Origin of the sequence: Bartonella sp. AP88HLJMH, from assembly GCF_042195605.1 — a bacterium.
GTDB lineage: Bacteria > Pseudomonadota > Alphaproteobacteria > Rhizobiales > Rhizobiaceae > Bartonella.
The window spans coordinates 1-22,371 of sequence record NZ_JBHIOR010000014.1; the positions used below are offsets into that span (position 1 = coordinate 1).

The window sequence follows — 22,371 nt, forward strand, 5'->3', positions numbered from 1 at the left end:
ACATTCATTTGTGGTAAAGGTGGAAATAAGCTTGTCAAAGAAAGTTTTGGCAACCTCTTTCGTGAAGCATGTAATGCGGCGGGTATTAAAAAATCAGCGCACGGATTGCGAAAATTAGCAGCAACACGTGCAGCCAATGCTGGTGCGACAGTTTCGCAAATGAAAGCGCTTTTTGGCTGGACAGAAGATAAAATGGCATCTCTTTATACCAAAACAGCCGATAGAAAACGCCTTGCAATAGAAGCAATCAAAAAACTTCAAAAAAGTTAGAAGCATAGTTGACAGTAAGAAAACAAACCAAAGCCCCATCAAAATTATGAATGAAATTAATGCGGCGTTTGAGGTGCATCAGAAACCAGAGGAGAAATAGGTGGTTGTGTCTGTTGCATTGTTTGCCATAAATTATAATTCGTTTGCATATCCAGCCAAAATTTCGCTTTACTAAAACCAGCTAGTTCTAATTTCACTGCAAGTTCGGTACTCATAGAGGCATGTCCGTTAATCACTCTTGATAGAGAAGCTCTTGTCATATGGAGATGATCAGCTAACTTTTGTATTGTTATCCCCATTTCTTCTAAGAAAGCTACTTTTAGAACTTCGCCCGGATGTGCGGGGTTATGCATCATTTGTTTTCGTTCCTTTCATCAATGGTAATCTTGATAATCAACAAGCTCCACATCTGTTCCTATAAAGCGAAAAGTAACACGCCAATTTCCATTCACCCATATAGAATAGTATCCTGTAAGTTCACCTTTAAGAGGATGCATTTTAAAGGCAGGCGCTCTCAACATTTCAGGCGTCGTAGCACTTGTTAAAGCTGTCAAGATAACGCGTAATTTTTTTACGTGATCTGGTCGAATAGCTTTTGTGGAACCTGTTGTATAAAATAACTTTAAGCCCTTATGTTTAAAACTCACAATTGCCATTAACGCCCCTTATTGTATATCAGCACTATACGATTAATAAAAATAAGAGTCAAGTAAGATACTGGAAAATCTGATTACATATTTGGATAAAATGATTGAGAATAAGCTATAAAAAAGTTCGGGATAGACATAAAAATAAGTTAATAAAATCAATGGAATTAAAATTCCCTTACCTTTATATAAGTTATTGATTGCATATAAATGTAGCATTCCCTCTCTCTCCGCCATTAATTTAAAACGAACTTTCATATGCCTTATATGGCATAGCCTCAAAAGCTCAGCATTTGCGGGCTTTTTCGCTATTTGCAATTGACTTCCTCTCTATAAAAACACCCCGTTTTTCTCTAATTTTTCTCCTATATATGCCCCTTTCCTGAAAAACACCGTACTTGGAAAAACGAAGTACGGAGCTTTTAGTCATGGGAAATCAAGGGTTTGGCAATTGACCAGTTCGCAGCAGTCTATGCCTAGCATTTTCAACCAGTGAGCTGACGCAGGACATTATCATCTGCGCGAATGATGAAGCGGGCTTTATAGCACTCCTCTTTACGCGACCATCGAAGCGGGTTTTCAGAAAGGCCGAAGGTCTGTTTGAGTTTGTTTGCTAATTCCTGCTTCTGCTTTTTTAGCTTATCATTTGCATCGCTATCCTGCCACGAGAGGCTTCCTCCGGTTCTTGCAAGAACCAATAGGAGTGTCCACTGGTTCGTTCTTTTTCCAGATCTCTGATCTTTCATCTTCAGATGCTCAGGTTCCAGACGTTTCTGAGTTTGTCCGCATGTCACTGACAACATCTCTGTTGCGGTAAATTCGAACACAAACTGCTCCCATGTTGCGCCTGCTGGTGTCGGGAATTGGTACTCAGATCCCGGTTTAGCTGATTTCGGCAACACCGTTTCCAACCAATTGGAGATGATGGTTTGAGCGCTGTCTCTCGCCGTGACCTTGCCTGCAGCATCAACGACGAGCACATCATTTATGCCGATGAGCTTGGATTTATGCCTGATGCTTGCGTCAGAGCTGGCAGTGCTGATAAGACTGCTGGTGGAGGCAATTAACAGAAACGTCTGATCAGCCATGCAAAGCTGATTGACAATTTTATCCAACTGCGAGGATGTCTGGCCCAAAAAGCAATAGACAGGAAAGCTATGCTCGGCTTGTGGATTGAGCACACCAAATTTCCAAAGAGCCGTTTGGCCCGTGATCTTTTCATTTTCCTCAGTAAAACCAATGGCCTCAGCAATTTTGGTCGCCAGCTTTTTATGATCTATGCGATACAGCGCCAGTTCTGATTTTTTGAGCGTGCGTCGGTCGCACTGCTTGGTATCTGATGTGCAGATGCCAACAATATCGCTAGACCCATGTTGCACGACATTCATGTAGCACCCAGCTCGGCCATTACAGGGAATGGCAGATGCCTGCTCATTGGTGATGGCAAGCAATTCTTCTGGAAAGTCTAGCCATTCAGCTTTTACACCCTTGCCACCAGAAAGCTCTGTGAGTTTATGCCATGGCGGCGATTGATACGGCGTCATGACTCTCCTGATGTGCTACGGGTTGTTTGCTGTCTTCTTCCTCTTTCTGCTCATTTACAAAGCCACGTTTCCGCAGCCATGTTTCAATCAGGTGAGAATCTTCCTTGCGATCAAAGTTGGCCATATTCGGTGTTCGCACCTTGACCATGCGTGGACGTTTGGCATTTTCAAATTTCACCGAAAAACTGGCTGAGACTAGTCTGCCAAAGTTCGGGAATTCACGATCTCTTGAGGCTAAGGACGCAAACACATCATTTGAGCGTAGCGTCTGCTTGTCATTATACGGTCCAAGAAACTGGTGCTGGATTTCTACCAGCTTTATATCTTCCAGCCCATCAATATCGGCACAAGCCAAAGCATCAACGCCGTTATCGATCAGTGGCTGCAATGTATATTTTTCTGCGCCGGGGAAATATTCAGCCTGACCGAAGAGATGTTGGCTGAACAAATCTAAATACATGGTGCGCTCTTTCTTGGCACCGGACTTATTAAAGACGGCTAGTTCATTATTGGCACGATCATAGACAATCACGTCATGAAACTCTGGGCGGTAAAAAATGGTCTTGGATTGTCCAGATTCAATCTTGCCCTCACGCTTAAACGGCATGCCATGACGGATCAAGAAGTATGTCTTGTCTTCGTCCTCTGCGCTGACAGGCAAAATTCGACAGTCAGTGCCGCGTTTATTTTTCAAAAACCAAGCGTCCATATCAGCTTCCAGCGTTCGCATGGTTTCTGATTTTGGAAGAGTAAACGTATCAGGGGACTTTTGATCAGACTGGAAATACATGAATGATTTTGGCTTGAGGATCATCGCCTCTGCGTGAGGACGCTTTAAAAGCTCGGGATCGTGCAGCCATAATGCTAAGGCCAAATCAGCTGCTGTTGAATCTTCATGCGTGTCAATATTATTGGCTTCAGCCTGTTCACTCAACTCTTCAAAATGTTCATCATCGGACATTTCTTGAATGAAAAACAAGGATTCAACGAATTCAATGTCCATATCCTCTGATGGATTCATCAGAACTTGGCAGAGCGTTTCAAAATCCAGCTCATTATCTTCATTCAGTTCAAAGCTGAACCCGCGTCCGGTCAGGTAGCTTTCATACCGTTTAAGAAAAGTAATCAGATTATCTTGTTCGATGTGTTTCAAAACGTCAGGTTGGGCAAAACGTCGTAAATTATAGGTGCTCATGTAGTTATCTTCCTTGGGGTTCGTCTAGGAGGGCCTCGGTGTCAACACCCGAGCAGACGTGTAAGACCTTCCCAATTATTTTAAGTTCATCCTGTTGTCCTATGATGATGGGTTTTCGTTTCTGATTTTCAGGGCGCAGCTCAATATGCTCCCCTTCAATACTCAGCCGCTTTACAGTGGCCTCTTCGCCAACCATGGCCACCACAATATCGCTGTTTTCAGCAATAGATTGCTGGCGCACAACAACGTAATCTCCTTCGAAAATATCAGCATCGATCATGCTGTCGCCGTGCACTTTGAGCGCAAAGCACTTCCCGCGTAGAACATTATTCGGCACCATGACCTGACCAATCTTGTTTTCAAGAGCAAGAATCGGTTGGCCAGCCGCAATCATCCCCAAAACAGGAACAGCCGTCAAGTTGGTCTTATCCGGTGTTTGTGCATGGAGGATTTCGATGGACCGCGCTTTTCGCGCCTGTCTGCGAATATAGCCTTTATCTTCCAGTCGCTTGAGCCCTTCAAACACACTGGGTGCTTTCACCCCCAATTCCACAGCAAGCTCTTGTACCGTGGGCGACATCTCCATGGCACGTTTCAGGCGCTCAATGGCCTGTAATAAACTCTGTTGTGCTTGTGTTAATCTATCCATCTTACACTCAGTTATGGTTAAGCCCTTGCTCGCCTCTTGTGAGCAAAATGCGTTTCCAGAAGACTTCTCTTTCCAGTATTTTTTCATCGGGGGGGGGGTGCTAAGCCGCTGCTCAAGCAACGCAAAACGGAAATGAGAACGGCAGTAATCAATTCCCGCTTTGTTTATCATATCATGAATGCCTTTGTTTCCCCCATGACCCGTTTCAATGTAACACTTCCATTGTGACCATATGCCTTGATCACCATAAGCAGAGCCGATGTAGCGTTTTCCCGTATGCGTATCGGTAATCGGGTAAATACCCTTAACGCATTCTAGTGCTGTTTTCCAATCTGGCCTGTCATTCTTGATCAAGACTTCGAGCTCTTCAAATGATAAGTCTATTTTATCGTATCCGCAGAATGCTCTACCGGAATATGGCTCACGCAAAATCTCTTGCACTTCAAACTTATGGTAATGTGGCTCCATATTGGTCCTAGTCGTGCGGTTGCGATAAGATGATCGGATTTTCAGACGCCCAATAAACTCTTTGCCCAAATCAGTAAGCTCAACCTCATAGCGGTCTGCATGTTTCTCCAATACTCTGAACACACCACCGAACAGCCAGATGTCGGTTTCGTAGTGAAATTGCATGAGTGAGAAAATAAGCGGCCTGTTAAAATCATTGCGGCCCGGCCAGTATTCCTGCCAGCCTTGCCATTCGTCTTTGCTTCTTCCCCATACTTCTAGCGGCTGCGAGTGCTGGTTGTATCTCGCAAAGTGAATTTTATAGTCGGCCAAATTTTCAATCGGCCATATATCTTTGAGCAAAATTGACATTTTCAAACTTCAACTATATCTTAATTAACAACCTAATATAAATTAGGCTTATGATTTTCACAAGCCTAATTTGATTCAATGCACAGCATTGACTGAACCGACAGTTTTCAAGTCATTTCAGTAAGTAACTCCTTGAACGACGCAATAATTCTCAAGGAGGTTCGCCATGTCTTCACTTTCTCCAAACCTAATAAATGAACGAGATTGCCGCAATGAGGTAGTGCATTTGCTGACACTTGGCATCCTGCGTCGCAAGATACGCCTGAACCGTCAGTTCGAGCCAACACATCCCTCTAATTCATTGGACTTCAGGTTTTTTCCAAGCATTCATGTCCATGACGAAGAACCAAAAAACCAAGGAGTTCCTGATGAGTCATGAAAACAAAGAGCTCACCGAACGGGAGCGATTACAAATCAAGCTGGGCCAACTTCCTGCCGGACTTGTGTCCGATGCAGATCGGCAAAAGGAAGTCGCCCATATTGTCGGCTTGGGCTGGCAACGCCTCCGCTTGAAGCAAAAGAAAAAAGCAGAATCGTAGGAAGTGAAGAATGGATAAAACACTTCTGGCGCGTGTGGCGGCGCTCCCAAATATGCCGTTATCCGACTTAAAGGCTTTATGGCGGGATGTGTATCAGGACGAACCACCCGGTGGCCATAAAAGCCACATTGTCCGCAGACTGGCTTATCGCCTGCAGGAGCTTGCTTACGGCGTTGATCCACAGATTGAGAACCGGATCGAACAGCAGGCCAATGATTTATTCGGCTCTGGCAAAAAAGCCAAGCCGAAACGCAAGACACAATATCAGCGGCCCATCCCCGGTATCAAACTGGTGCGGGAATATAAGGGCATCAGGTCACCATTTTAGAGGAAGGTTATGAATATGCAGGCTGCCTATACAAAAGCCTGTCCAAGGTTGCACTGGCCATTACAGGCAGCAGCTGGTCTGGACCTGCCTTCTTCGGATTAAACAACAAAGCACAAAGAGACAAACATTGAGCACAACCACACCGAAAAAACGCTGCGCGATTTATACGCGCAAATCCACCGAGGAAGGCTTAGACATGGGGTTCAACAGCCTTGATGCTCAGCGAGAAGCTTGTGAATCCTACATCGCCTCACAAAAGCATGAAGGCTCTAGTTCCAGCTTCCCGATAATTACGATGATGGCGGCTTTACAGGCGGCAATATAGATCGCCCAGCTTTAAAACGCCTTATGGACGACATCAAAAGCAGCCTGATTGATACAGTTGTCGTGTACAAGGTTGACCGCTTGTCACGCTCCTTGGCTAATTTTGCCAAACTGATTGATCTGTTTGACGAGCACAAAGTGTCCTTCGTTTCCGTTACTCAGCAATTCAACACCACCACATCAATGGGCCGATTGACGCTGAACATCCTGTTCAGCTTTGCCCAATTTGAACGTGAAGTGATCGGCGAACGTATCCGCGATAAATTGGCAGCCTCCAAACGCAAAGGCATGTGGATGGGGGTGTCACACCTATGGGCTATGTGGTCAAAAACCGTGAGCTTGTGATTGAGCCCGATGAGGCTGAGGGTATCCGCAAAATATTCGATCTATTTTTGATGACCAGAGTCGCCCACGGAAATGGCAAAGATGTTGCCGCGCATGGGGGTATTAAGCAAAAAGCGCACAACCAAAAACGGACGTGTTATCGGTGGTAAAGCACTGGATAAAGACGGCCTTTATAAGATTCTGCAAAACCCCATCTATATCGGAAAAATCAAACATAAAGATAAAATCTACGAAGGCCGCCATCCAGCCATCATCGATATAGACACGTGGAATAAAGTCCGCGCCACCATGAAAGAAAATACCATCAACCGAGGCGCAATCACGCGGAAGAAAACCAAGGCCATTTTGATGGGGCTTTTGAAGTGCGGTGAATGCGAATGTGGATTGGTGGCAAGTCATACCCGTAAAAAAGGTGGCAGGCTTTATCGCTATTACACCTGTGAACATTACCGCAAAGGTATCAACCCGGATTGCAAGGTTCGCAATGTCAGCGCCAATGAAACGGAGGCATTGATATTGAATCAGCTTCAAGCTGTTTTTGCCTCGCCGGAGATGATCATGGAAACGTGGCGCGAAGCACAAAAAGAGGATGAGACCATCACGGAGCATGAGGTTTACAGCAACCTGAATGACATCGTCCCGATCTGGAAAGAACTTTATCCTGCTGAAAACAACGCATCCTTGAGCTGATGATTGAAAAAGTCATCGTCAATTATGAATTTGTCGATATCCGGATCAGGGCTGCAGGCATGGATAGTTTGGCTCGGGAATTGGACGAGCAAGACAAGCGGCTGCAAGGCATTTCAACAAAAAAACTGGAGGAGAAAGCATGGATAAATGCGTAAATATGATGGCGAACAACAGCATTTCAATCCGGGTGCCAATGCGGATCAAGAAATATGGTGGCAAGAAAATGATTATTTTGCCCGAAGGCTACCAAATGACCCCGCCACAAGAAGCACCCAAGCAAGACGAAACATTCGTAACGGCCTTGGCCAAAGCCTATTACTGGCAAAACCTGCTTGATACGGGGCGCTATAAATCCATTGATGACATGTCACGCCAACGCCAGATCAACACCTCTTATATGTCGCGGATACTGCGCCTCAATCAACTTGCTCCCCAGATCAAAAAGGCCATCTTGGATGGCACGCAGCCGCGCCAGTTAAGCCTGCAGGATATACAAACCCCATTTCCCGATATTTGGGATGAGCAATTCAGGATATACAAACCCCATTTCCCGATATTTGGGATGAGCAATTAAAGCATTTTGGATTTGCCTAATCTCCCTTCGGTGAAATTTCACCGACCACCCTGAAATTTTTTTCAAAAAAATTTACACCCACCAAAGCCCCGGCATGCGGGGCTTTTTTGTTTTTGCGCCTTGAGTAACTCACCGATTTTTAGGGTCTCCAGTGAGTTTTCGCCAGTCCCAGTTGACCCGCCCGCGTGGCGGCTAACCGCAACTGGAGACGAAAACCATGAGCAAAAACAACTATGAAGGCATCTATCCTTATGTCGTAAACCAAGTCCGTTATCACGCACGCAGCCTGATGCGGCACTCCGCCATTCATGGCGTAGAAGTCGAGGACCTCGAGCAAGAGTTGATGCTGGATTATTTATTCCGCAAGCAGGCTTATGTTCCTGAAAAAGCAAAATGGTCGACCTTTGTTGACCGCATCCTCAACCACAAATGTGCCAGCCTCATTGAGGCCGCCCGCGCCCAAAAACGTGGGTCCGGCATCAGTGATTTTTCACTTGATGCGTGGCTTGAGGATAAGGACGGCGACGACAACGCTCTGCCTGACCCTGCAACCGAAGACCTGACCAACCGCGACCTTCAAATTGACCTTGAACAAGCTGTTCAGCAGATGCCGCCGCATCTGGTGTTTCTGCTGGTTGATCTGCGAACGCTCAGCATCAGTGAAATCTCACGCAAAACCAAAACCCCACGCTCAACCCTCTACGGGACGCTGTCCGAACTTCGCGGATCGCTGAAGGAGCGTGGCTTTGCGGAATATCTGCACTGAGCCGCCGACAGTTTTTGAGCCCTCTCGGTAAGTAACTCCTTGAAGGCAAGAAAACATGCCGGGTTCTCGCGGAAATACAAGACCTGAAGCAGGAAATACCGCGACCGCTTTGCTCTTTGGGCGGCGTCAGAACCCGGCAGCCGAAACGACATGACCAAAGAGCAAATTTTAACCTACGAAATCAAGGAGGTTTCATGTTTAAACCATCGTTACAAAAGCTGATTAAAGACAGCCTTTACGCCAAATATGTTTCGGCATTTATTCAAATCCCGGCACTTGGTGTCATAGAAGAAGACACCACCAAACCTATCCATGAGGCCACTCTGGATGATCTGGCCTTTGCCGCACAGGCTTTGGATAAAGAACAAAGCGCCATTTACAAGCACCTGTCTGTCATCCGTGAGCTTTATACGGAAGCGCAACGTCAAGGCCATACGCAGCGTCTTGAAGAAATACAGGTGCAGGCCGATGTGGCAGAAAGCAAAGCGCTCTATGCTCATGCCAGCCAGCCCAGTGGGGTGAAATGGGTTGAGGCTCTGCGTGCATCTGTTCGCCCGATTATCACCTATGCGTTTTTCATTCTGTTCGCCACCGTCAAAACCGCTGCACTGTTCAAGTTATTGGATCAGGGTGTCGGAATTACCGACGGACTGATCGCCCTGTGGGATGCTGAAACACAGACATTATTTGCCGCTGTCATGTCCTTCTGGTTTGATCAACGTGCCTTAGCCAAGTTCCGCTCAAATCCTTGAAAAACAAGATCTTATTCACTTGATAAGCGCCCGGAATGAAGCGTTACTGTAAGTGTAAAAAGTAATTGAAAACAGGGAGATAACACCATGAGCAAACTATTTTACAAGGCCGTGATTGAAGATGTTCAAAATGAGAAGTGTACCGATGCAGAGCTCGAAGCACTGCTCGATGCTTTTGAATACACGGTCAAGAAAATGGCCATCACACTGGCCCGTAAAGCTTGGTACGCACTGGAAGATTACGCCACCGCCAAGCAATACGGCATTGACTGCTTTACGCTGATGATTGAGCGCAAAGAAGTCCTCGGGCAAGAGCAATGGCATGGCGTTTTTGAATATGGGAGCAAGAACCTTAAAGTTATAGGAACACTGGAAAAATGAGACATATCACACAAAACGAATTGGACCTGATCAAACGGTTCTAGGGCTTCTCTCGAACCGTTTATTTTTGCCCGGCTGGCTATCCCACAATCGGTTATGGCCATGTTGTGAAAAACGACGAGGACTTTTCGGCAGGCATTGATGAAACACAGGCTGAAGAACTTTTGCGCCAAGATGCCCAGATCGCAGAGCGTGCCGTCCTGCGCCTAATCAATGTGCCGCTGACAGATGGCCAATTCGATGCGCTAGTGTCATTCACCTACAATCTTGGCGGCGGAGCACTCCAGCGTTCAACACTGCGCCGTAAAATCAATCGTGAGGAATACGCCGAAGTACCAGAACAGTTCATGCGCTGGGTTTGGGCGGGCAGACGTAAGCTCAAAGGGCTAGTTCGGCGTAGGTATGCCGAATGCTTGCTTTATCAAATACACTAGAGTGGTTTTTCTAGTACAATTATTGTTTCTCTAAGCAGCTCTTTGAGTCTTGGGTTCATTTTCAGCTGCTGGCCAGATGTGCTAGCTCCTCGGCAAACAATCATTTCCCTTACTTTGAAACCTGTATCTTCTGCTATCTTAGCTAGGAGTGTATCTGTGGGTATGGGTATTCCTACATAAGCACTTTGGTCGACAACGATGTGCATAAATCCGCCTTTTAATAAAACATCGTAGCAGTTTTCAATAATTGTTCGCATATCATAAAAATATGATCGAAGCATACCCGGCACGAGACGTGTACGACTGTCACGCTTGCCAGTCATTCTCTCTTTTTCAGGAATCTTTTTTTCGATTTCAACACACAGCGTATCAACTAAATCAATTTCAGTTGTTTTTTCAGCAGACTTTTTAATTCTATAGTTTCGTACAAGCCTTTCCCTGTATTTGCCAAGTTTGCTTAGTAGAGAATATTCTCCAAAAACAATTTCCAGCTTATATGATTCAAAATAATCGAATGAATTTGCATAGGGCGGAGAAAATATAATAGAGCCAGCGTGATCGCCAGATATAGCACTTAAACTCAACTTTCTTGCATCAAATTCTACGCCACGTGCTAAACTGTCCTCATTGTGTGGGTTCTCTTCATAATCAATCAGTATTAGTTGCAGCTGGTCCAAGAAACGCTTTTTAACGTCGCCTACAGGTGAAGGTCTTGTTGCCAGCCCATTACCATCACGTTTTCGATTAGAACAGTCCTCCAAAATTGCTAATAAACAAAAATTCAAAATGTTGAATATGCGTTTATTTGATTCTTCGTGAATGCGACGCTTTATTTTAACAAGTTCAGTAAAGTTGCCTTGATCAAAATATTTACTAATTTGATCCTCATACTCGTTGTATTCATATTTTTCATGGTCAGTACATTTATTCCAATTATTTATTATCTTATGAAGTTTCTGCAGTTCACCTGTAGATAAAGCGTAAGATTTGACTTCTGTAGATAATATTGCGAAAGGATTAACGTCTAGGCCGACAGACGAAATGCCTAGCTCTGACGCTGCTACAGAGGTTGAACCTGAGCCGCACATGGGATCAAGAACAATACCGCCAGAAACGTTTGGGTATCTGGATAAAATTTCTTTAACAAGATCTCCTGCATAACCTTCGCGGTATCTAACCCACCTGTGGTATGGCTGTAATTTTGAAACAGAAGTGTTAACTAGTTTTTTAAAGAAAGATTCTTCATTTGAAACATTATATTTTTCTTCTAGATATTCTAAAGATTTACAGAGTTCTGTAGACGAAAATGTATCTTCCAAATCCGACCATATCAAACGTGGTTGATTTTCTGATTTAGCAAGCTGCAACATCCGCTAAGCCCTCCGTTTCTTGATTAGTTCTTAGATCTATCCGCGCATAGGCTTTTTCTAGCGACATCGAATTAAATTCGTTTTCGATATCCTCAATATTTGCTCCATCTTTAATCTGACGTATTAGGCAAAGGGCCGAGTTAGCATAAAGCTCAACTAAAAATTCCCCGAATGACACACTGCAGTCTTTTTCTTGAAGCTTTAACATCGTATCATTGAGACATTCATTGAAACTGCCATTATAGTCTTTCTCATTAGGCAGACTTTTCTTGCTGAATGTATAAATAAAATCACCCTGTGGAGTTCCATCGTGACGGAGGTGCGCCGTATCTCGATAAGCATGAATGGCTTCTTGGTAAAAAATCCCTTCCGGTTCAATATGAAATCCTGCATCCAAGGTTGCTTTGATAACGGCATACCATGCTCTAATATCTTTATTGTTAAAGGTGTAAACCAAGCAACCGTCTGATTTTAATACTCTGTTACATTTTTGAAAAACGCCGAGTAAAAGTTCATAGTAATCGGAAAAATCTTTCTGGTAGGTTTTATCTTTTGTTTTTCTGTGAACAACGGCTTCAGAGGCAAGCTTATGCTCTGGAAATGGAAACTTAGTTCTGCCTTCTAACCAGACCTGCCAAAAAGCACACAATTCACCATATTGGACATTACTTCCATATGGTGGATCAGTTATAATCATGTCGACAGAACCATCTGGGATATCGACCTGTTTTGAATCCACGCATTGCACCATGAAGTCCGCAGAGCCCTTTTCAAGGTCTGAGAAGTTTAGAGTATTTTTCTTTGAATTAAATCTAGAATCTCGATCTTTTAGGCCAGACTTGATCGCCTTTAATCTATTGTCAAAATATTCAAATGGATTGGCTTCAATAAATTGATTTGGTATCCAAAACGCATGCTTTGCCCACGCAACAGGTCTTCCATCCATCCAAGATGAAGTTGAGAAGTTCATGTTGTTGGTGTACCTGATTAATGAACTCAATATAAATATTAAAAAATCATACTCGGGATCACTCATATCTTTTTGAATTTTAAGCTTCTTGGCCATTTCAAAAAAGCTCGCCGAAATCAAAAGGTTTCTTGGGGTGAAAAAATCCGTAAATTTCACAAAGCCTTTTCTATGAAGACAATCTTCCTGTTGTCGGTCCCATTCAGCCGGAATTTCAAAATCAGGAAAATGAAGTCCTAAACTAGTTTTTAATTTCTCTAGGTTTTCGCTATATTGTTTATGTTTCTCAATATCGTCTCTAGACGGTTCCTTTGCATCATGTGCTCCGCATTTCTTGCATCGATATCTTAAGCTAATTATTTCACTGGAAATTCTGGGAGCGTCTGCTGCTTTAATATTTGAGCTGCAATGGTCGCAGACATATATGCCATTCTTTGGTTTTCCAGCATCGTTAAGCGCTTTATTGTCATTACGAAAGGACGTGTTTTTGCTACAATGTGGACACTTTATTAAATATGCATGCTCTATCCAACGAACATGTGCCTTGTCGTTTTTGCAGTCTCCGCATTCTGTTGTAAAAGAATCTTCAAAATGACCTTTAACCATTTTCTTAAGGTCAAGTGCATAAGAAAGAATTTTAGCGGCATCAACGTCACAAATTTGGCAATACTGGATGAAAGAGGCTACCGGATTAACATCGGTCGAAACAATTTTTCGATTAAGAGTTAACCCTTCAATTAAGGTGACGCCCCCTCCACCAAATGGATCAAAAATTATTTGACCTTCCTTCGTATAAAAGTCGATGAGTTCACGAAATACATTGTGAGGTCTTCTCGCGAAATATTTATGCATTTTATAAATCGGAGTGTGACCAAGTGACTTTAAATGTTTGCTAAAATATTTTTTTTGATTTATTTCACCCATAACGTATCTCCATAATCTTTATGTATGTGTTTTTCTGACTCCGCAAGGAGTGACGCTAGGAACGCTTCTTTTTCCTTTATTATCAAGAAGATATTTTTATTTGAGGTAAAGCACTCATCAAAGATTTCTAGGTGCCGCATAAGGTACCGATACTGGTTTCCAGCTGTAGTACGATCTGTCCATACATTATTGTACGAAAAAGCCTTTTCATATCTTGAATTTAAGTCTTTAAGTATCTCATTTTTATTTGCTTCGTTTGTAAGCAAAATATTAGGGTATGCAGCTTCTATTTCCTTGGCAACCGATATTGCAAGTTCTAAATCAGGCTTTCCATCATTGAATTGAATTGAAAATAAGCTATACAAAAACTGGATGTAGTTCAGGCTCTTTATTTCAAGCATGAAGCTAATCGCCTCCCTATATGGAAAGAGAATACTGTCTTTATGTTCTTCCCTGTACAAAAGAAACTGGTTTCTAAGAGCGTCTAAAAAGCTTATATGGCCTTGCTTGTACAAAAGGCCTAGTTTACTTAATTGGTATTTGTTTCTCTCTACTTCATGAAGGAAGCCGACCCTTTTACAGTGAGATACATTGTTATTGTTTATTCTGATCTCTTTTGACGTGTATATTGCATCAGGGTTATCAGTGATAATTTCAAATGTAGGAGCTATTAAGCTTTCTTCTAATTTTATTGGTGTATAGTCACAAAGTGTCTTAAAAATACGTGTGAAGTCGCCTTTTCTTTCATTTTTTCCAAGTTTACTACCGACACCTATGCTACCCGTTGGGTTTTTGTTTACGTTTGCAATTCGTAGCAAAAGCGCATCTTCAAAGTCCGAAGTGTTCAATTCCGTTGGCAGATTTATAACTACTTTTCCCGGAACAGAACTACTACCTTTTATTCGACCTTTTGCAGCAGACAAATTGATTGAATCGATCCATTCTGCAAGAGCTTCATCTTGATCTCGCATAGCTTGAATGAGATTAAATAAAGCTTCAAATCCAGCTCCAGAAAGTACATCTTTACCTTCTTGATCGAGTAACACAGGAACGATTATATACGAAAGCCTGCCTGTTTCTCCAAATTTCTGTCTTACAGCACGACCGACAGCCTGCACAATGTCAATCATTGAACCTTTAGGGTCAGCAAAGAAGACAGCATCAATTAGAGGAATATCTATTCCTTCAGTCAAGCAACGAACATTTGTGATCACGCCCAGTTCTGAGTCTTCAAAATTTTGTATTATCTCAGCACGATCTTGAGCAGTCATGGCTCCGTTGATGTGTGCAATAGCAGTCTTTTTATCACCAAAAGAGCTCTCAGCAGACAAGCGATTTGCAAAATCACGAGATTCAGAAATCTTGGAGTGAAATGATATAACCTTTGTTAATCCAAGCTCTTGTATGGATTTCTTTAGCAAAGCTATTTTATAAATATTTTGAACAGTTTCTGTATGACTATCATCATCAGTCACATAAACATTGTTTTTTATAAGTTGATTATATTCAGAACTGCTAATTCCCGTAAATACAATGCGATAATCTGAGATAATATTTTTCTCTATTGCTTCACCAAAAGTAAGCCGGTGAAAAACATCACCATAGATACTTTTATCATTCATAGAAAAAACAGAGAGATTATGTTCTTCGAGTTTTGAGCTTAGTTTTGGTCTAACGAGGCGCTCTGTAGCGGTAAGAAAAAGTTTTTTCTTTGTTTTAATGGCAGCATCGTCAAGAGCAATATTAAACTGAGAGTTTGAAACTCCCGCAGTTCTGTGCGCTTCGTCATAAAAAGCGATATCGAATGAAAAGCTATTTTCATTCTCGGATAGCGCATTCTTTATTACTTCCGCAGACTGATATGTACTAAAAATAAACTTCTTTTTATTAGAAGGCTGGGCAATAAAATTACGTACAGCTTCTGCTGAGGTAGTCACAGGTATATCAATATCGCCTATATCAATGTTATTGCTATCAACTTCTGCATCAACTGTTTGATCACTGCAAACGCACAAATACTGAAATGGCGATGAAGATTCAGCGGACCACTCCTCGAGTGCTTGCCTAACAAGTTGCAGGCTTGGGGCAAAAAATATTACGTTGTCAGCTTGAAGATGCTCAAGGGTCCACAGTGCGATGAGAGTCTTTCCTATTCCACAAGCCGCAATGAGCTTTCCTCGATCACTTGATGAAAATCCAGAAATAATGTCTTGAAGTATCCCAGATTGATATGGTCGAGGACTCTTCTTATCTCTTTCAATTTGAATATTTTGAGAAATGGCAGACTGATATAAAGAAGAAAAGAAGTCTTCGTCCAAAGAGGTAAATCGGTCAACTAATGCACTTAGATGCCCGGTTTTTTTATGAGCTACATTCGGCAGAATGTGAGTGTTAGAAATAATCAACCTGTAATCAGCGTACTCTGCTTCAGCCCAAAATGTTGAAAGTTCGCGTGATGTAAGTGCTGCTCGCCCAGACCGGAACTTGGCTTGCCAAGCGATATAATCTCCTGCGTTGTTGATAAAAACTCCATCTACGCCATAGTCTGTTTTCTCCAGACGAAGCTTATCAACAACATGCTTTGGAAACGGACGGTTATCAACAATTGGGCAATATATCTCTTTAATCTGATGTAAGTCAGATAAGAACTTCAAATAAAAATAACAGAAATATTCAAACGCATCGCCTTTAGCTTTGTTGTCACCAATAGCCTCAAGCGTTCTCTCAAGAGAATTCCAATCGCTGTATTTTGTCTTAAAAATATCAATCATCTTTGTTGGTTCTTTTTTCTTTTGATTGTTCGTTAACGCCTTCTTCTATCCACTTTTCGAGCTGCTCTCGTTTGAAACGCCAAGCTCCACCAACTTTGAACGCGGGTATCTTCCTGTCTGACAGGAGTTTATAGACGTGCCGTTCTGTTACTTTTAAGTATCGGGCCACTTCCTCAACTGTCAGAATATCGTGCTCGTCAGACATGCCTTCTCACTTATAATTTGGTCATTAAGATGTAAAATATTCTAAAATGTTCATAAGCACAAGGGCAATGATAAAAAATGGCAGGGATGTAAGTGCAGCAATACGGTAACGATCAGATTCTCTACTCACCATCGGACTTGGTCACCTTTTTGGGGTGTCACCATGCGAGCTTCCTTGATGTGAAGGCGCTGAGCGAGAGCATGGATAAGGCCGAAGCCAGCACTACAGCTCAGCTACTGCAGCAAAAAGGCTTGGAACATGAGGCGGTGTATCTCCAGCAGCTTAAAGACGAAGGTAAATCCGTCGTTGAAATCCCTAAAGACTGCAATCTGCAAGATCGTGCCCAGCTAACACTGGAGGCCATGCAGTCCGGTGCGGATGTCATTTATCAGGTCGTTTTCTTTGTGCCGCCTTGGCGGGGTGATGCTGACTTTCTGATTAAGTGCGATACGTCGTCAGACTTAGGGGATTTCAGCTATGAGGTGCTGGATACCAAACTGGCGCGAACGGCTGAGCCCAAGCATATCATGCAGCTTTGCGTCTATTCTGAGCTGCTGACTGACCTGCAAGGATTGCGCCCGGCTGATATGCATCTGTTTCTGGGCGACCATGAAAAACACAGCTTCCGCGTGGCTGACTTTTTCTATTACTACACCCGCGCCAAAGGCCGCTTTGAAAGCTATCTGCAAAACCTGCCTGCGGACTCATATCCTGAGCCTTGTGGCCATTGCAATTTCTGCCCGTGGCGTGATGGCTGCAAAGCGCAGTGGGAGCAAGATGACCATTTAAGCCTTGTAGCCAACATTCAGCGCTCACAGATGGACAAGCTACGGAAGGCTGGTATCCGCACCGTTGCAGAGCTTGCCGCCACTGCACCTGACACCAAAATCCCTGATTTGAGCCGTGATGTATTTTTACGCCTGCGCTCCCAAGCTGTCCTGCAACACCACAAAGCCACCACTGGCGAGAATAAATGCGAGATCATTCCGTTTCCTCCGGGCAAGGGCTTTACCCGTATGCCAGTGCCGGATAATGGTGACCTGTTCTTTGATATGAAAGGCGATCCGCTTTACCCGAATGGCTTGGAGTATTTGTTTGGGGTGTATTATTTCAAAGATGGCAAGGAGCTGTTCCTTCCGTTCTGGGCGCATGACCATGAAGAAGAAAAAGAGACCTTTAAGCGCTTCATGGGCTTTCTGGCTGATCATCTTGCTAAACACCCACATGCCCATATCTATCATTACAACCACTATGAAACCACAGCCCTGAAACGATTGGCGTGCCGTTATGCGGTCTGCGAAGAGCAGCTGGATAATCTGCTTCGCAACCAGAAATTCATTGATCTGTATCTGGTGGTGCGTGAAAGCATCCGCACCTCTGAATCCGGCTATTCCATCAAAAACATGGAAACCTTCTATATGGACAAGCGTGCCAATGCTGTGGCGACCCGCCGCCGATAGCATCATCGTCTACAACGAATGGCGTGAAACAGGTGCTGATGAATTGCTGCAAGAGATTTCTGATTATAACGAGGTGGATTGCGTTTCCACGCATTTGCTGCGTGATTGGCTGCTGACACTTAAGCCGGAAGATGCGCCGTGGTTTAAGGGCCTTCCGGAATATGCCGAGGAAGAAAAGCTACAGCGCAAGGACTGGGAAATCGAATATGAGGATTACCAAACCCGCCTTGGCGTGATCGAGGATAACCCACCGCCGATCAATGAGCGGCTATCGCATCTGCTGGAGTTTCATAATCGGGAAGCCAAGCCGCAATGGTGGAGCAGCTTTGAACGGCAGAACAAATTTGAAGATGAGCTGGTTGACGATACGGAGTGCCTTGGTGGCCTGCGGCAAGTTGGCAGCCCCGAGCCTGAAAAGCGTTCCCTGATATACAGCTATCGCTTTCCTTCACAGGAATACAAGCTGAAGGTCGGCGCTCAGGCCGTTGATATTGCTGTCATGGAAAATGCAGGCACGATTGTTGAAATCGATGAAGATGCCTGCATTGTCAAAATCAAGCGCGGGGTCAGCAAAGAACCATTGCCGGAAAGCCTATCAATTGGCCCACCGGGACCGATTGACAGCAAGATCATCCGCTCCGCTATTTACCGCTATGCCGACCATGTGCTGGAAGCGCCAGAAGGCACTCATGCCGCGACAGAACTACTGGCGCGAAATGTACCACGCATTCAGGGTAAGCAGTCGGGCGAAGCGGTTATCATCTCTGATGATCTGCAAGGCGATGCGCTGGAAGCCATCGCGGCATTAGATAATAGCTATCTCTTTATCCAAGGTCCACCGGGCGCAGGTAAGACTTATACCAGCAGCCATATCATTGTGGACCTGATCAAACGCGGCAAGAAAATCGGCGTTACCTCCAACTCGTACAAGGCCATTCACAACTTGCTGGAAAAAGTGGAAAGCGTTGCCGCTGAAAAAGGCGGGAACTTCCATGGCATCAAAAAAACCAGCAGCGGTAATGATGAAACCGTCTTTGATGGGCAATTCATCCGCTCAGAAACCAAGATCGAGAATATGAGCCTTGGCACTGATCTGTTTGCGGATACCGCATGGACATTTGCCAGCCCGCACTTTGATGGTTAGCTGGATTACCTGTTTATTGATGAGGCCAGACAAGTTGCGACCGCCAATGTGGTGGCGATGGCCACGGCGACCAAGAATATCATTCTGGTAGGAGATCAAATGCAGCTTGGTCAGCCTATCCAAGGCACTCATCCGGGCGAGGCTGGATTGTCAGTGCTGGAATTCTTGTTGGGCAATTATTCCACTATTCCGGCTGAGCGCGGCATCTTCCTTGGCCAGACACGCCATATGCGTCCAAGCATCTGCCAGTTTATTTCTGATGCCTTTTATGATGGTCGCCTGACTGCTCATGAAAGCACTGCTGAGCGCGGCCTGAATCTGCAAGGCGTTGATCTGCCCAATGCAGGGATTGTCATGATCCTGGCAGAGCATGAAGGCTGCTCACAAAAAAGCGTTGAGGAAGGCGAGATCATCAAAACCAAATATGATGCCTTGCTTGGCCAAGAGTTTACCGACCGTAATGGCATCCGCCCGATCCACCGAGGACGATATTCTTGTGGTCACGCCATATAATGTGCAGGTCAATTATCTGCGCTCCATCCTGCCGGACAATGCTAAGATCGGCACCGTTGATAAGTTCCAAGGCCAAGAAGCGCCGATCGTGCTGATTTCTATGGTGACATCCAGCGCCGAAGATCTGCCGCGCAACATTGAGTTTCTCTACAGCAATAACCGTTTGAATGTTGCCGTGTCACGCGCACAGTGTTTGGCGGTCGTGATCGCTAATCCAAAATTGCTGGAAATCCCATGCGACTCTGTAGAGCAGATGAAACTGGTCAACACATTCTGCTGGCTGGATGAGTATGCAGCCTCTGGAGATACGCAACAAATTCCGAGGAGAAGTAACCTTGGCTAATAACTAGAACATTCCTGATTGGTTGGAAAAAGAAGTGCGGGATCGTGATAAGATTTGCGTCTATTGCAGGTCAGAATTTACGCCAGTAAACGTTTCCAGAAAAACGGCGGCAAGTTGGGAGCATATCATTAATGACGCATCCATAATCACACGGGAAAATATAGCGCTCTGTTGTTGTGGATGTAATTCAAGCAAGGGACAAAAGCCTTTGCTTGAATGGCTTAATTCTAAATATTGCTCTGACAGAAATATATCTAAAGATTCTGTTGCTCCGATTATTAAGACAGCAATAGCTACAGCACGTTGCGGTGAATAACTGGCTTAATCACCGTATATTTTGCGGCGATTATCCGTTTCCAATGAAGGGCAAGGCAGGATTCGAACCCTCGGTATAGTACCGTAGTAATCTGCATTAAAGGGTTCATGCTACCCAGTATTTGAAATGCAAACCCTCAGTACCGTAGCAACAAAAACCTTGATTTTGTTATCTTTCAGGACGATTATTGTTGCAACTCAATGGTAGGTGTAGAGGATTCGAACCCAAAGGGGGTCAATACCCCGCCATTAATTTAAAACGAACTTTCATATGCTTGATATGACATAGTTTAAAAAGCTCAGCATTTACAGGATTTTTTATTGTTTGAAATTGACCAGTTCGCGTCGATCTATGCCTATCATTATGTACACCTAGAAATTGCTGTGGAATTTCCATGAATTTTATACTTTTTAAGCTCCTCTCCTCTCGATCTTGAGATAACCTGATCTAGCATAAACGATCTCTTCAAATATCATCACAGGATTTTTGCCATTATCACTAACTTCTGGTAGAGCTTTTAGAATTAATGGTGATCATAGTGCTATTTGCAATTTCGTTGATTAACGGGCTAAATGCGTTTTATCCACATGAGAGGTAACGAACACCTCAGCTTTTCTCACGCAATGTGCTCATTTAAAATTAATGTCATGAATATTTGTACAAAATTTTTATCCATACGATAATCAAAAAAAGGCTGACGTAATATAATAATTGAACATCATTCATACGGCGCTTTCTTTTATCTCTAAGCTTTGTATGTAAATAGATAGTCCGTGCAAAATAAATAAAGGGGCGCAAAAGCCTATAAATACACACAGGACGTATAATATAGAAAATGAAAAAAATTTTCCTGCATATAAAAGTACAATAGAGAATAAAGCTGTTATGATGCGTACACTGGCATCGCCTGCCAAAATCACCTCGGCTAAATTTTCACTAGGTGTGATAGCTTGTCCAATTGTTATTCCCGATACCCTAAAATAAAATTGCCCAATACCTAATAAAAATCCCATAATATAAAGGGAATATTGAGTAAAACTTAAATATAAAACAAAAGAGATTGCGATCACGGCAAAAGCCGGTGCCCCCCATACAAAAAAACGAATTAAAGATGGAAATTTCCGTAAATAATAAGATGAGATAAGACCATTGATCACAAAACCCAGTGCTGACAAAGCAAAAATAGAATTTTGAATAGCTGTAAATTTTATATTATCTGATGTTATAGAAGCAAGAACAAGTGGCAATAAAACAATAGGCCCCGTATAGAGAGAATTATTCAAAATACGATTAATCGTTAAAAACCGCAACGCAGAAATCCGCCAAAGGCATCTAAAACCAATTCCATAAGCCTTTTGAGATGGCTTTTTTAATAGCTCTTTTACTCTGTTTAGGTGTTGTATAGACTTTATACGAAACCATAAGCTGGCATTCAAAAGATAGATAAATACAATAAAGGCTATGGCTATTTTGTGCCCCAAATGCGCAATTATAAAATATATAAGCAACGGGGATATAATAACAAAAAACTGACAGCAACTAGTATAAAATGCAAAAATTCCAGCTTTTTGTTTGGGAGCTGGAACCAGCAGATTCAAGGCACTATTGTTATTTGGATTATCAGCCCCCATCAAGAGAGCAAGTAAAAAAAATACAAATAAAATAAGTACTGGATTGTTCATAAATAATAAGAAAGACAATAAACAAGCGCAAGTAATTTGACTATAAAACCCAATTATAAAGCCTTGATAGTGCGCCAACACGTTTCCCAAACATAAGCCAGCAATTCCAATTGCGATTAAATTAACGACATTTAAAGTAGCAGACGCTTCTCCCGTTGTATCTTGGAATTGTAACAAAGAAAGGCCAATAGATAATACACCACTAGCACAAAAACTCGTCAAACAACCAATCACAATCATAAGAAAAACAGAATTACGCAATAGCCTCCTCCCTCTTAAACAGAGACTCAAGCCATTTTATGATTTTCTCCATTGTCGAATATGGTTCGGTACTAAATTCCAGTTTTTCATAAAAGTTTAGTTCAAATGCGTTATAGGCACTTATTTTTTGAAAGTCATCTGTCAGCATGAATTCTATA

Annotated in this window: 24 protein-coding genes and 2 pseudogenes; 16 read left to right on the forward strand and 10 right to left on the reverse strand. The window is 43.3% G+C overall.

The window, feature by feature from the left end:
* A partial coding sequence (locus tag ACFIMA_RS07030) for a tyrosine-type recombinase/integrase (protein WP_375693278.1) occupies positions 1–270 on the forward strand: 270 nt, incomplete at its 5' end.
* A gap of 56 nt (positions 271–326) precedes the next feature.
* Here ACFIMA_RS07030 and ACFIMA_RS07035 read toward each other — a convergent pair.
* The 5 genes from ACFIMA_RS07035 to lexA form a co-directional block, all read right to left on the reverse strand.
* The gene (locus tag ACFIMA_RS07035; protein WP_330168901.1) at positions 327–626 is read right to left on the reverse strand and encodes a HigA family addiction module antitoxin; all 300 of its coding nucleotides are present in this window, start codon (positions 624–626) and stop codon (positions 327–329) included.
* 18 nt (positions 627–644) lie between these two features.
* On the reverse strand, positions 645–926 hold the full coding sequence (locus ACFIMA_RS07040) for a type II toxin-antitoxin system RelE/ParE family toxin (RefSeq protein ID WP_252619480.1): 282 nt from the start codon (positions 924–926) through the stop codon (positions 645–647).
* 476 nt (positions 927–1,402) lie between these two features.
* Positions 1,403–2,461, reverse strand: coding sequence for a hypothetical protein (locus ACFIMA_RS07045; RefSeq protein WP_375693277.1), 1,059 nt, complete (start codon positions 2,459–2,461; stop codon positions 1,403–1,405).
* The gene (locus tag ACFIMA_RS07050) at positions 2,430–3,656 is read right to left on the reverse strand and encodes a hypothetical protein (RefSeq protein ID WP_375612845.1); all 1,227 of its coding nucleotides are present in this window, start codon (positions 3,654–3,656) and stop codon (positions 2,430–2,432) included. Before ACFIMA_RS07050 ends, ACFIMA_RS07045 begins: the two co-directional genes overlap by 32 nt.
* Positions 3,657–3,660: 4 nt before the next feature.
* Positions 3,661–5,124 (reverse strand): transcriptional repressor LexA, encoded by a 1,464-nt coding sequence (gene lexA, locus ACFIMA_RS07055; RefSeq protein ID WP_375612846.1) that lies wholly within the window; start codon positions 5,122–5,124, stop codon positions 3,661–3,663.
* A 368-nt stretch (positions 5,125–5,492) separates the two neighbouring features.
* On the opposite strand from lexA, the gene ACFIMA_RS07060 reads away from it, so the two are divergent.
* The 11 genes and pseudogenes from ACFIMA_RS07060 to ACFIMA_RS07110 form a co-directional block, all read left to right on the forward strand.
* A complete protein-coding gene (locus ACFIMA_RS07060; protein WP_375629536.1) occupies positions 5,493–5,663 on the forward strand; it encodes a hypothetical protein in 171 nt (56 codons plus the stop codon).
* Between the two features lie 52 nt (positions 5,664–5,715).
* Positions 5,716–6,122, forward strand: a pseudogene (locus ACFIMA_RS07065) (DUF2924 domain-containing protein).
* Positions 6,123–6,187: 65 nt separating this feature from the next.
* The gene (locus ACFIMA_RS07070; RefSeq protein WP_375693741.1) at positions 6,188–6,316 is read left to right on the forward strand and encodes a hypothetical protein; all 129 of its coding nucleotides are present in this window, start codon (positions 6,188–6,190) and stop codon (positions 6,314–6,316) included.
* Entirely contained in the window at positions 6,313–6,660 is a 348-nt protein-coding gene (locus ACFIMA_RS07075; protein ID WP_375629542.1) for a recombinase family protein, read from the forward strand. The genes ACFIMA_RS07070 and ACFIMA_RS07075 overlap by 4 nt, the downstream gene beginning before the upstream one ends.
* Before the next feature lie 81 nt (positions 6,661–6,741).
* The gene (locus ACFIMA_RS07080; protein WP_375681857.1) at positions 6,742–7,350 is read left to right on the forward strand and encodes a recombinase zinc beta ribbon domain-containing protein; all 609 of its coding nucleotides are present in this window, start codon (positions 6,742–6,744) and stop codon (positions 7,348–7,350) included.
* Complete coding sequence (locus ACFIMA_RS07085) at positions 7,350–7,505, forward strand: hypothetical protein (protein WP_375612851.1); 156 nt, start codon at positions 7,350–7,352, stop codon at positions 7,503–7,505. Before ACFIMA_RS07080 ends, ACFIMA_RS07085 begins: the two co-directional genes overlap by 1 nt.
* The gene (locus ACFIMA_RS07090; RefSeq protein WP_375693742.1) at positions 7,490–7,924 is read left to right on the forward strand and encodes a hypothetical protein; all 435 of its coding nucleotides are present in this window, start codon (positions 7,490–7,492) and stop codon (positions 7,922–7,924) included. The genes ACFIMA_RS07085 and ACFIMA_RS07090 overlap by 16 nt, the downstream gene beginning before the upstream one ends.
* A gap of 217 nt (positions 7,925–8,141) precedes the next feature.
* The gene (locus ACFIMA_RS07095; protein ID WP_375693275.1) at positions 8,142–8,690 is read left to right on the forward strand and encodes an RNA polymerase sigma factor; all 549 of its coding nucleotides are present in this window, start codon (positions 8,142–8,144) and stop codon (positions 8,688–8,690) included.
* Between the two features lie 194 nt (positions 8,691–8,884).
* Positions 8,885–9,442, forward strand: a complete 558-nt coding sequence (locus ACFIMA_RS07100; protein ID WP_375693274.1) for a hypothetical protein — start codon at positions 8,885–8,887, stop codon at positions 9,440–9,442.
* Positions 9,443–9,529: 87 nt separating this feature from the next.
* Positions 9,530–9,823 carry a hypothetical protein gene (locus ACFIMA_RS07105; RefSeq protein WP_375693273.1) on the forward strand — a complete coding sequence of 98 codons (294 nt, stop codon included), beginning with the start codon at positions 9,530–9,532 and terminating at the stop codon, positions 9,821–9,823.
* Positions 9,824–9,879: 56 nt separating this feature from the next.
* Positions 9,880–10,257, forward strand: a pseudogene (locus tag ACFIMA_RS07110) (lysozyme); the annotation flags it as partial.
* Here the strand turns inward: ACFIMA_RS07110 and ACFIMA_RS07115 are convergent.
* Genes ACFIMA_RS07115 through ACFIMA_RS07130 form a run of 4 tightly spaced genes read right to left on the reverse strand, consistent with a single transcriptional unit; the run spans position 10,254 to position 16,494 of the window.
* Complete coding sequence (locus ACFIMA_RS07115; RefSeq protein ID WP_375693272.1) at positions 10,254–11,627, reverse strand: DNA methyltransferase; 1,374 nt, start codon at positions 11,625–11,627, stop codon at positions 10,254–10,256. The pseudogene ACFIMA_RS07110 and the gene ACFIMA_RS07115 overlap by 4 nt on opposite strands.
* Positions 11,611–13,518, reverse strand: coding sequence for a DNA methyltransferase (locus ACFIMA_RS07120; RefSeq protein ID WP_375693271.1), 1,908 nt, complete (start codon positions 13,516–13,518; stop codon positions 11,611–11,613). Before ACFIMA_RS07120 ends, ACFIMA_RS07115 begins: the two co-directional genes overlap by 17 nt.
* Positions 13,506–16,289, reverse strand: a complete 2,784-nt coding sequence (locus tag ACFIMA_RS07125) for a DEAD/DEAH box helicase family protein (RefSeq protein WP_375693270.1) — start codon at positions 16,287–16,289, stop codon at positions 13,506–13,508. The genes ACFIMA_RS07120 and ACFIMA_RS07125 overlap by 13 nt, the downstream gene beginning before the upstream one ends.
* Positions 16,282–16,494, reverse strand: coding sequence for a helix-turn-helix domain-containing protein (locus ACFIMA_RS07130; RefSeq protein ID WP_375612860.1), 213 nt, complete (start codon positions 16,492–16,494; stop codon positions 16,282–16,284). The genes ACFIMA_RS07125 and ACFIMA_RS07130 overlap by 8 nt, the downstream gene beginning before the upstream one ends.
* Before the next feature lie 92 nt (positions 16,495–16,586).
* Here ACFIMA_RS07130 and ACFIMA_RS07135 point away from each other — a divergent pair, with 92 nt between their 5' ends.
* The 4 genes from ACFIMA_RS07135 to ACFIMA_RS07150 are packed head-to-tail and all read left to right on the forward strand — an operon-like array spanning position 16,587 to position 19,954.
* On the forward strand, positions 16,587–17,954 hold the full coding sequence (locus ACFIMA_RS07135; protein ID WP_375693269.1) for a TM0106 family RecB-like putative nuclease: 1,368 nt from the start codon (positions 16,587–16,589) through the stop codon (positions 17,952–17,954).
* Positions 17,929–19,098 carry a ribonuclease H-like domain-containing protein gene (locus tag ACFIMA_RS07140; protein ID WP_375693268.1) on the forward strand — a complete coding sequence of 390 codons (1,170 nt, stop codon included), beginning with the start codon at positions 17,929–17,931 and terminating at the stop codon, positions 19,096–19,098. Before ACFIMA_RS07135 ends, ACFIMA_RS07140 begins: the two co-directional genes overlap by 26 nt.
* A 57-nt stretch (positions 19,099–19,155) precedes the next feature.
* On the forward strand, positions 19,156–19,611 hold the full coding sequence (locus ACFIMA_RS07145) for a hypothetical protein (protein ID WP_375612863.1): 456 nt from the start codon (positions 19,156–19,158) through the stop codon (positions 19,609–19,611).
* Positions 19,595–19,954: an AAA domain-containing protein gene (locus ACFIMA_RS07150; RefSeq protein ID WP_375693267.1), complete on the forward strand. Its 360-nt coding sequence runs from the start codon at positions 19,595–19,597 to the stop codon at positions 19,952–19,954. The genes ACFIMA_RS07145 and ACFIMA_RS07150 overlap by 17 nt, the downstream gene beginning before the upstream one ends.
* Before the next feature lie 1,038 nt (positions 19,955–20,992).
* Here ACFIMA_RS07150 and ACFIMA_RS07155 read toward each other — a convergent pair.
* Entirely contained in the window at positions 20,993–22,213 is a 1,221-nt protein-coding gene (locus tag ACFIMA_RS07155) for an MFS transporter (protein WP_375693266.1), read from the reverse strand.
* Between the last annotated feature and the right edge of the window lie 158 nt (positions 22,214–22,371).

Excerpts from the sequence above, each read along its gene's own strand:
- ACFIMA_RS07035 (WP_330168901.1), bottom strand. The coding sequence starts at position 626 with ATGATGCATAACCCCGCACATCCGGGCGAAGTTCTAAAAGTAGCTTTC.
- ACFIMA_RS07040 (WP_252619480.1), bottom strand. The coding sequence starts at position 926 with ATGGCAATTGTGAGTTTTAAACATAAGGGCTTAAAGTTATTTTATACA.
- ACFIMA_RS07045 (WP_375693277.1), bottom strand. The coding sequence starts at position 2,461 with ATGACGCCGTATCAATCGCCGCCATGGCATAAACTCACAGAGCTTTCT.
- ACFIMA_RS07050 (WP_375612845.1), bottom strand. The coding sequence starts at position 3,656 with ATGAGCACCTATAATTTACGACGTTTTGCCCAACCTGACGTTTTGAAA.
- lexA (WP_375612846.1), bottom strand. The coding sequence starts at position 5,124 with ATGTCAATTTTGCTCAAAGATATATGGCCGATTGAAAATTTGGCCGAC.
- ACFIMA_RS07060 (WP_375629536.1), top strand. The coding sequence starts at position 5,493 with ATGAGTCATGAAAACAAAGAGCTCACCGAACGGGAGCGATTACAAATC.
- ACFIMA_RS07070 (WP_375693741.1), top strand. The coding sequence starts at position 6,188 with ATGGGGTTCAACAGCCTTGATGCTCAGCGAGAAGCTTGTGAATCCTAC.
- ACFIMA_RS07080 (WP_375681857.1), top strand. The coding sequence starts at position 6,742 with ATGTTGCCGCGCATGGGGGTATTAAGCAAAAAGCGCACAACCAAAAAC.
- ACFIMA_RS07085 (WP_375612851.1), top strand. The coding sequence starts at position 7,350 with ATGATTGAAAAAGTCATCGTCAATTATGAATTTGTCGATATCCGGATC.
- ACFIMA_RS07090 (WP_375693742.1), top strand. The coding sequence starts at position 7,490 with ATGGATAAATGCGTAAATATGATGGCGAACAACAGCATTTCAATCCGG.
- ACFIMA_RS07095 (WP_375693275.1), top strand. The coding sequence starts at position 8,142 with ATGAGCAAAAACAACTATGAAGGCATCTATCCTTATGTCGTAAACCAA.
- ACFIMA_RS07100 (WP_375693274.1), top strand. The coding sequence starts at position 8,885 with ATGTTTAAACCATCGTTACAAAAGCTGATTAAAGACAGCCTTTACGCC.
- ACFIMA_RS07105 (WP_375693273.1), top strand. The coding sequence starts at position 9,530 with ATGAGCAAACTATTTTACAAGGCCGTGATTGAAGATGTTCAAAATGAG.
- ACFIMA_RS07115 (WP_375693272.1), bottom strand. The coding sequence starts at position 11,627 with ATGTTGCAGCTTGCTAAATCAGAAAATCAACCACGTTTGATATGGTCG.
- ACFIMA_RS07120 (WP_375693271.1), bottom strand. The coding sequence starts at position 13,518 with ATGGGTGAAATAAATCAAAAAAAATATTTTAGCAAACATTTAAAGTCA.
- ACFIMA_RS07125 (WP_375693270.1), bottom strand. The coding sequence starts at position 16,289 with ATGATTGATATTTTTAAGACAAAATACAGCGATTGGAATTCTCTTGAG.
- ACFIMA_RS07130 (WP_375612860.1), bottom strand. The coding sequence starts at position 16,494 with ATGTCTGACGAGCACGATATTCTGACAGTTGAGGAAGTGGCCCGATAC.
- ACFIMA_RS07140 (WP_375693268.1), top strand. The coding sequence starts at position 17,929 with ATGCTGTGGCGACCCGCCGCCGATAGCATCATCGTCTACAACGAATGG.
- ACFIMA_RS07145 (WP_375612863.1), top strand. The coding sequence starts at position 19,156 with ATGGCCACGGCGACCAAGAATATCATTCTGGTAGGAGATCAAATGCAG.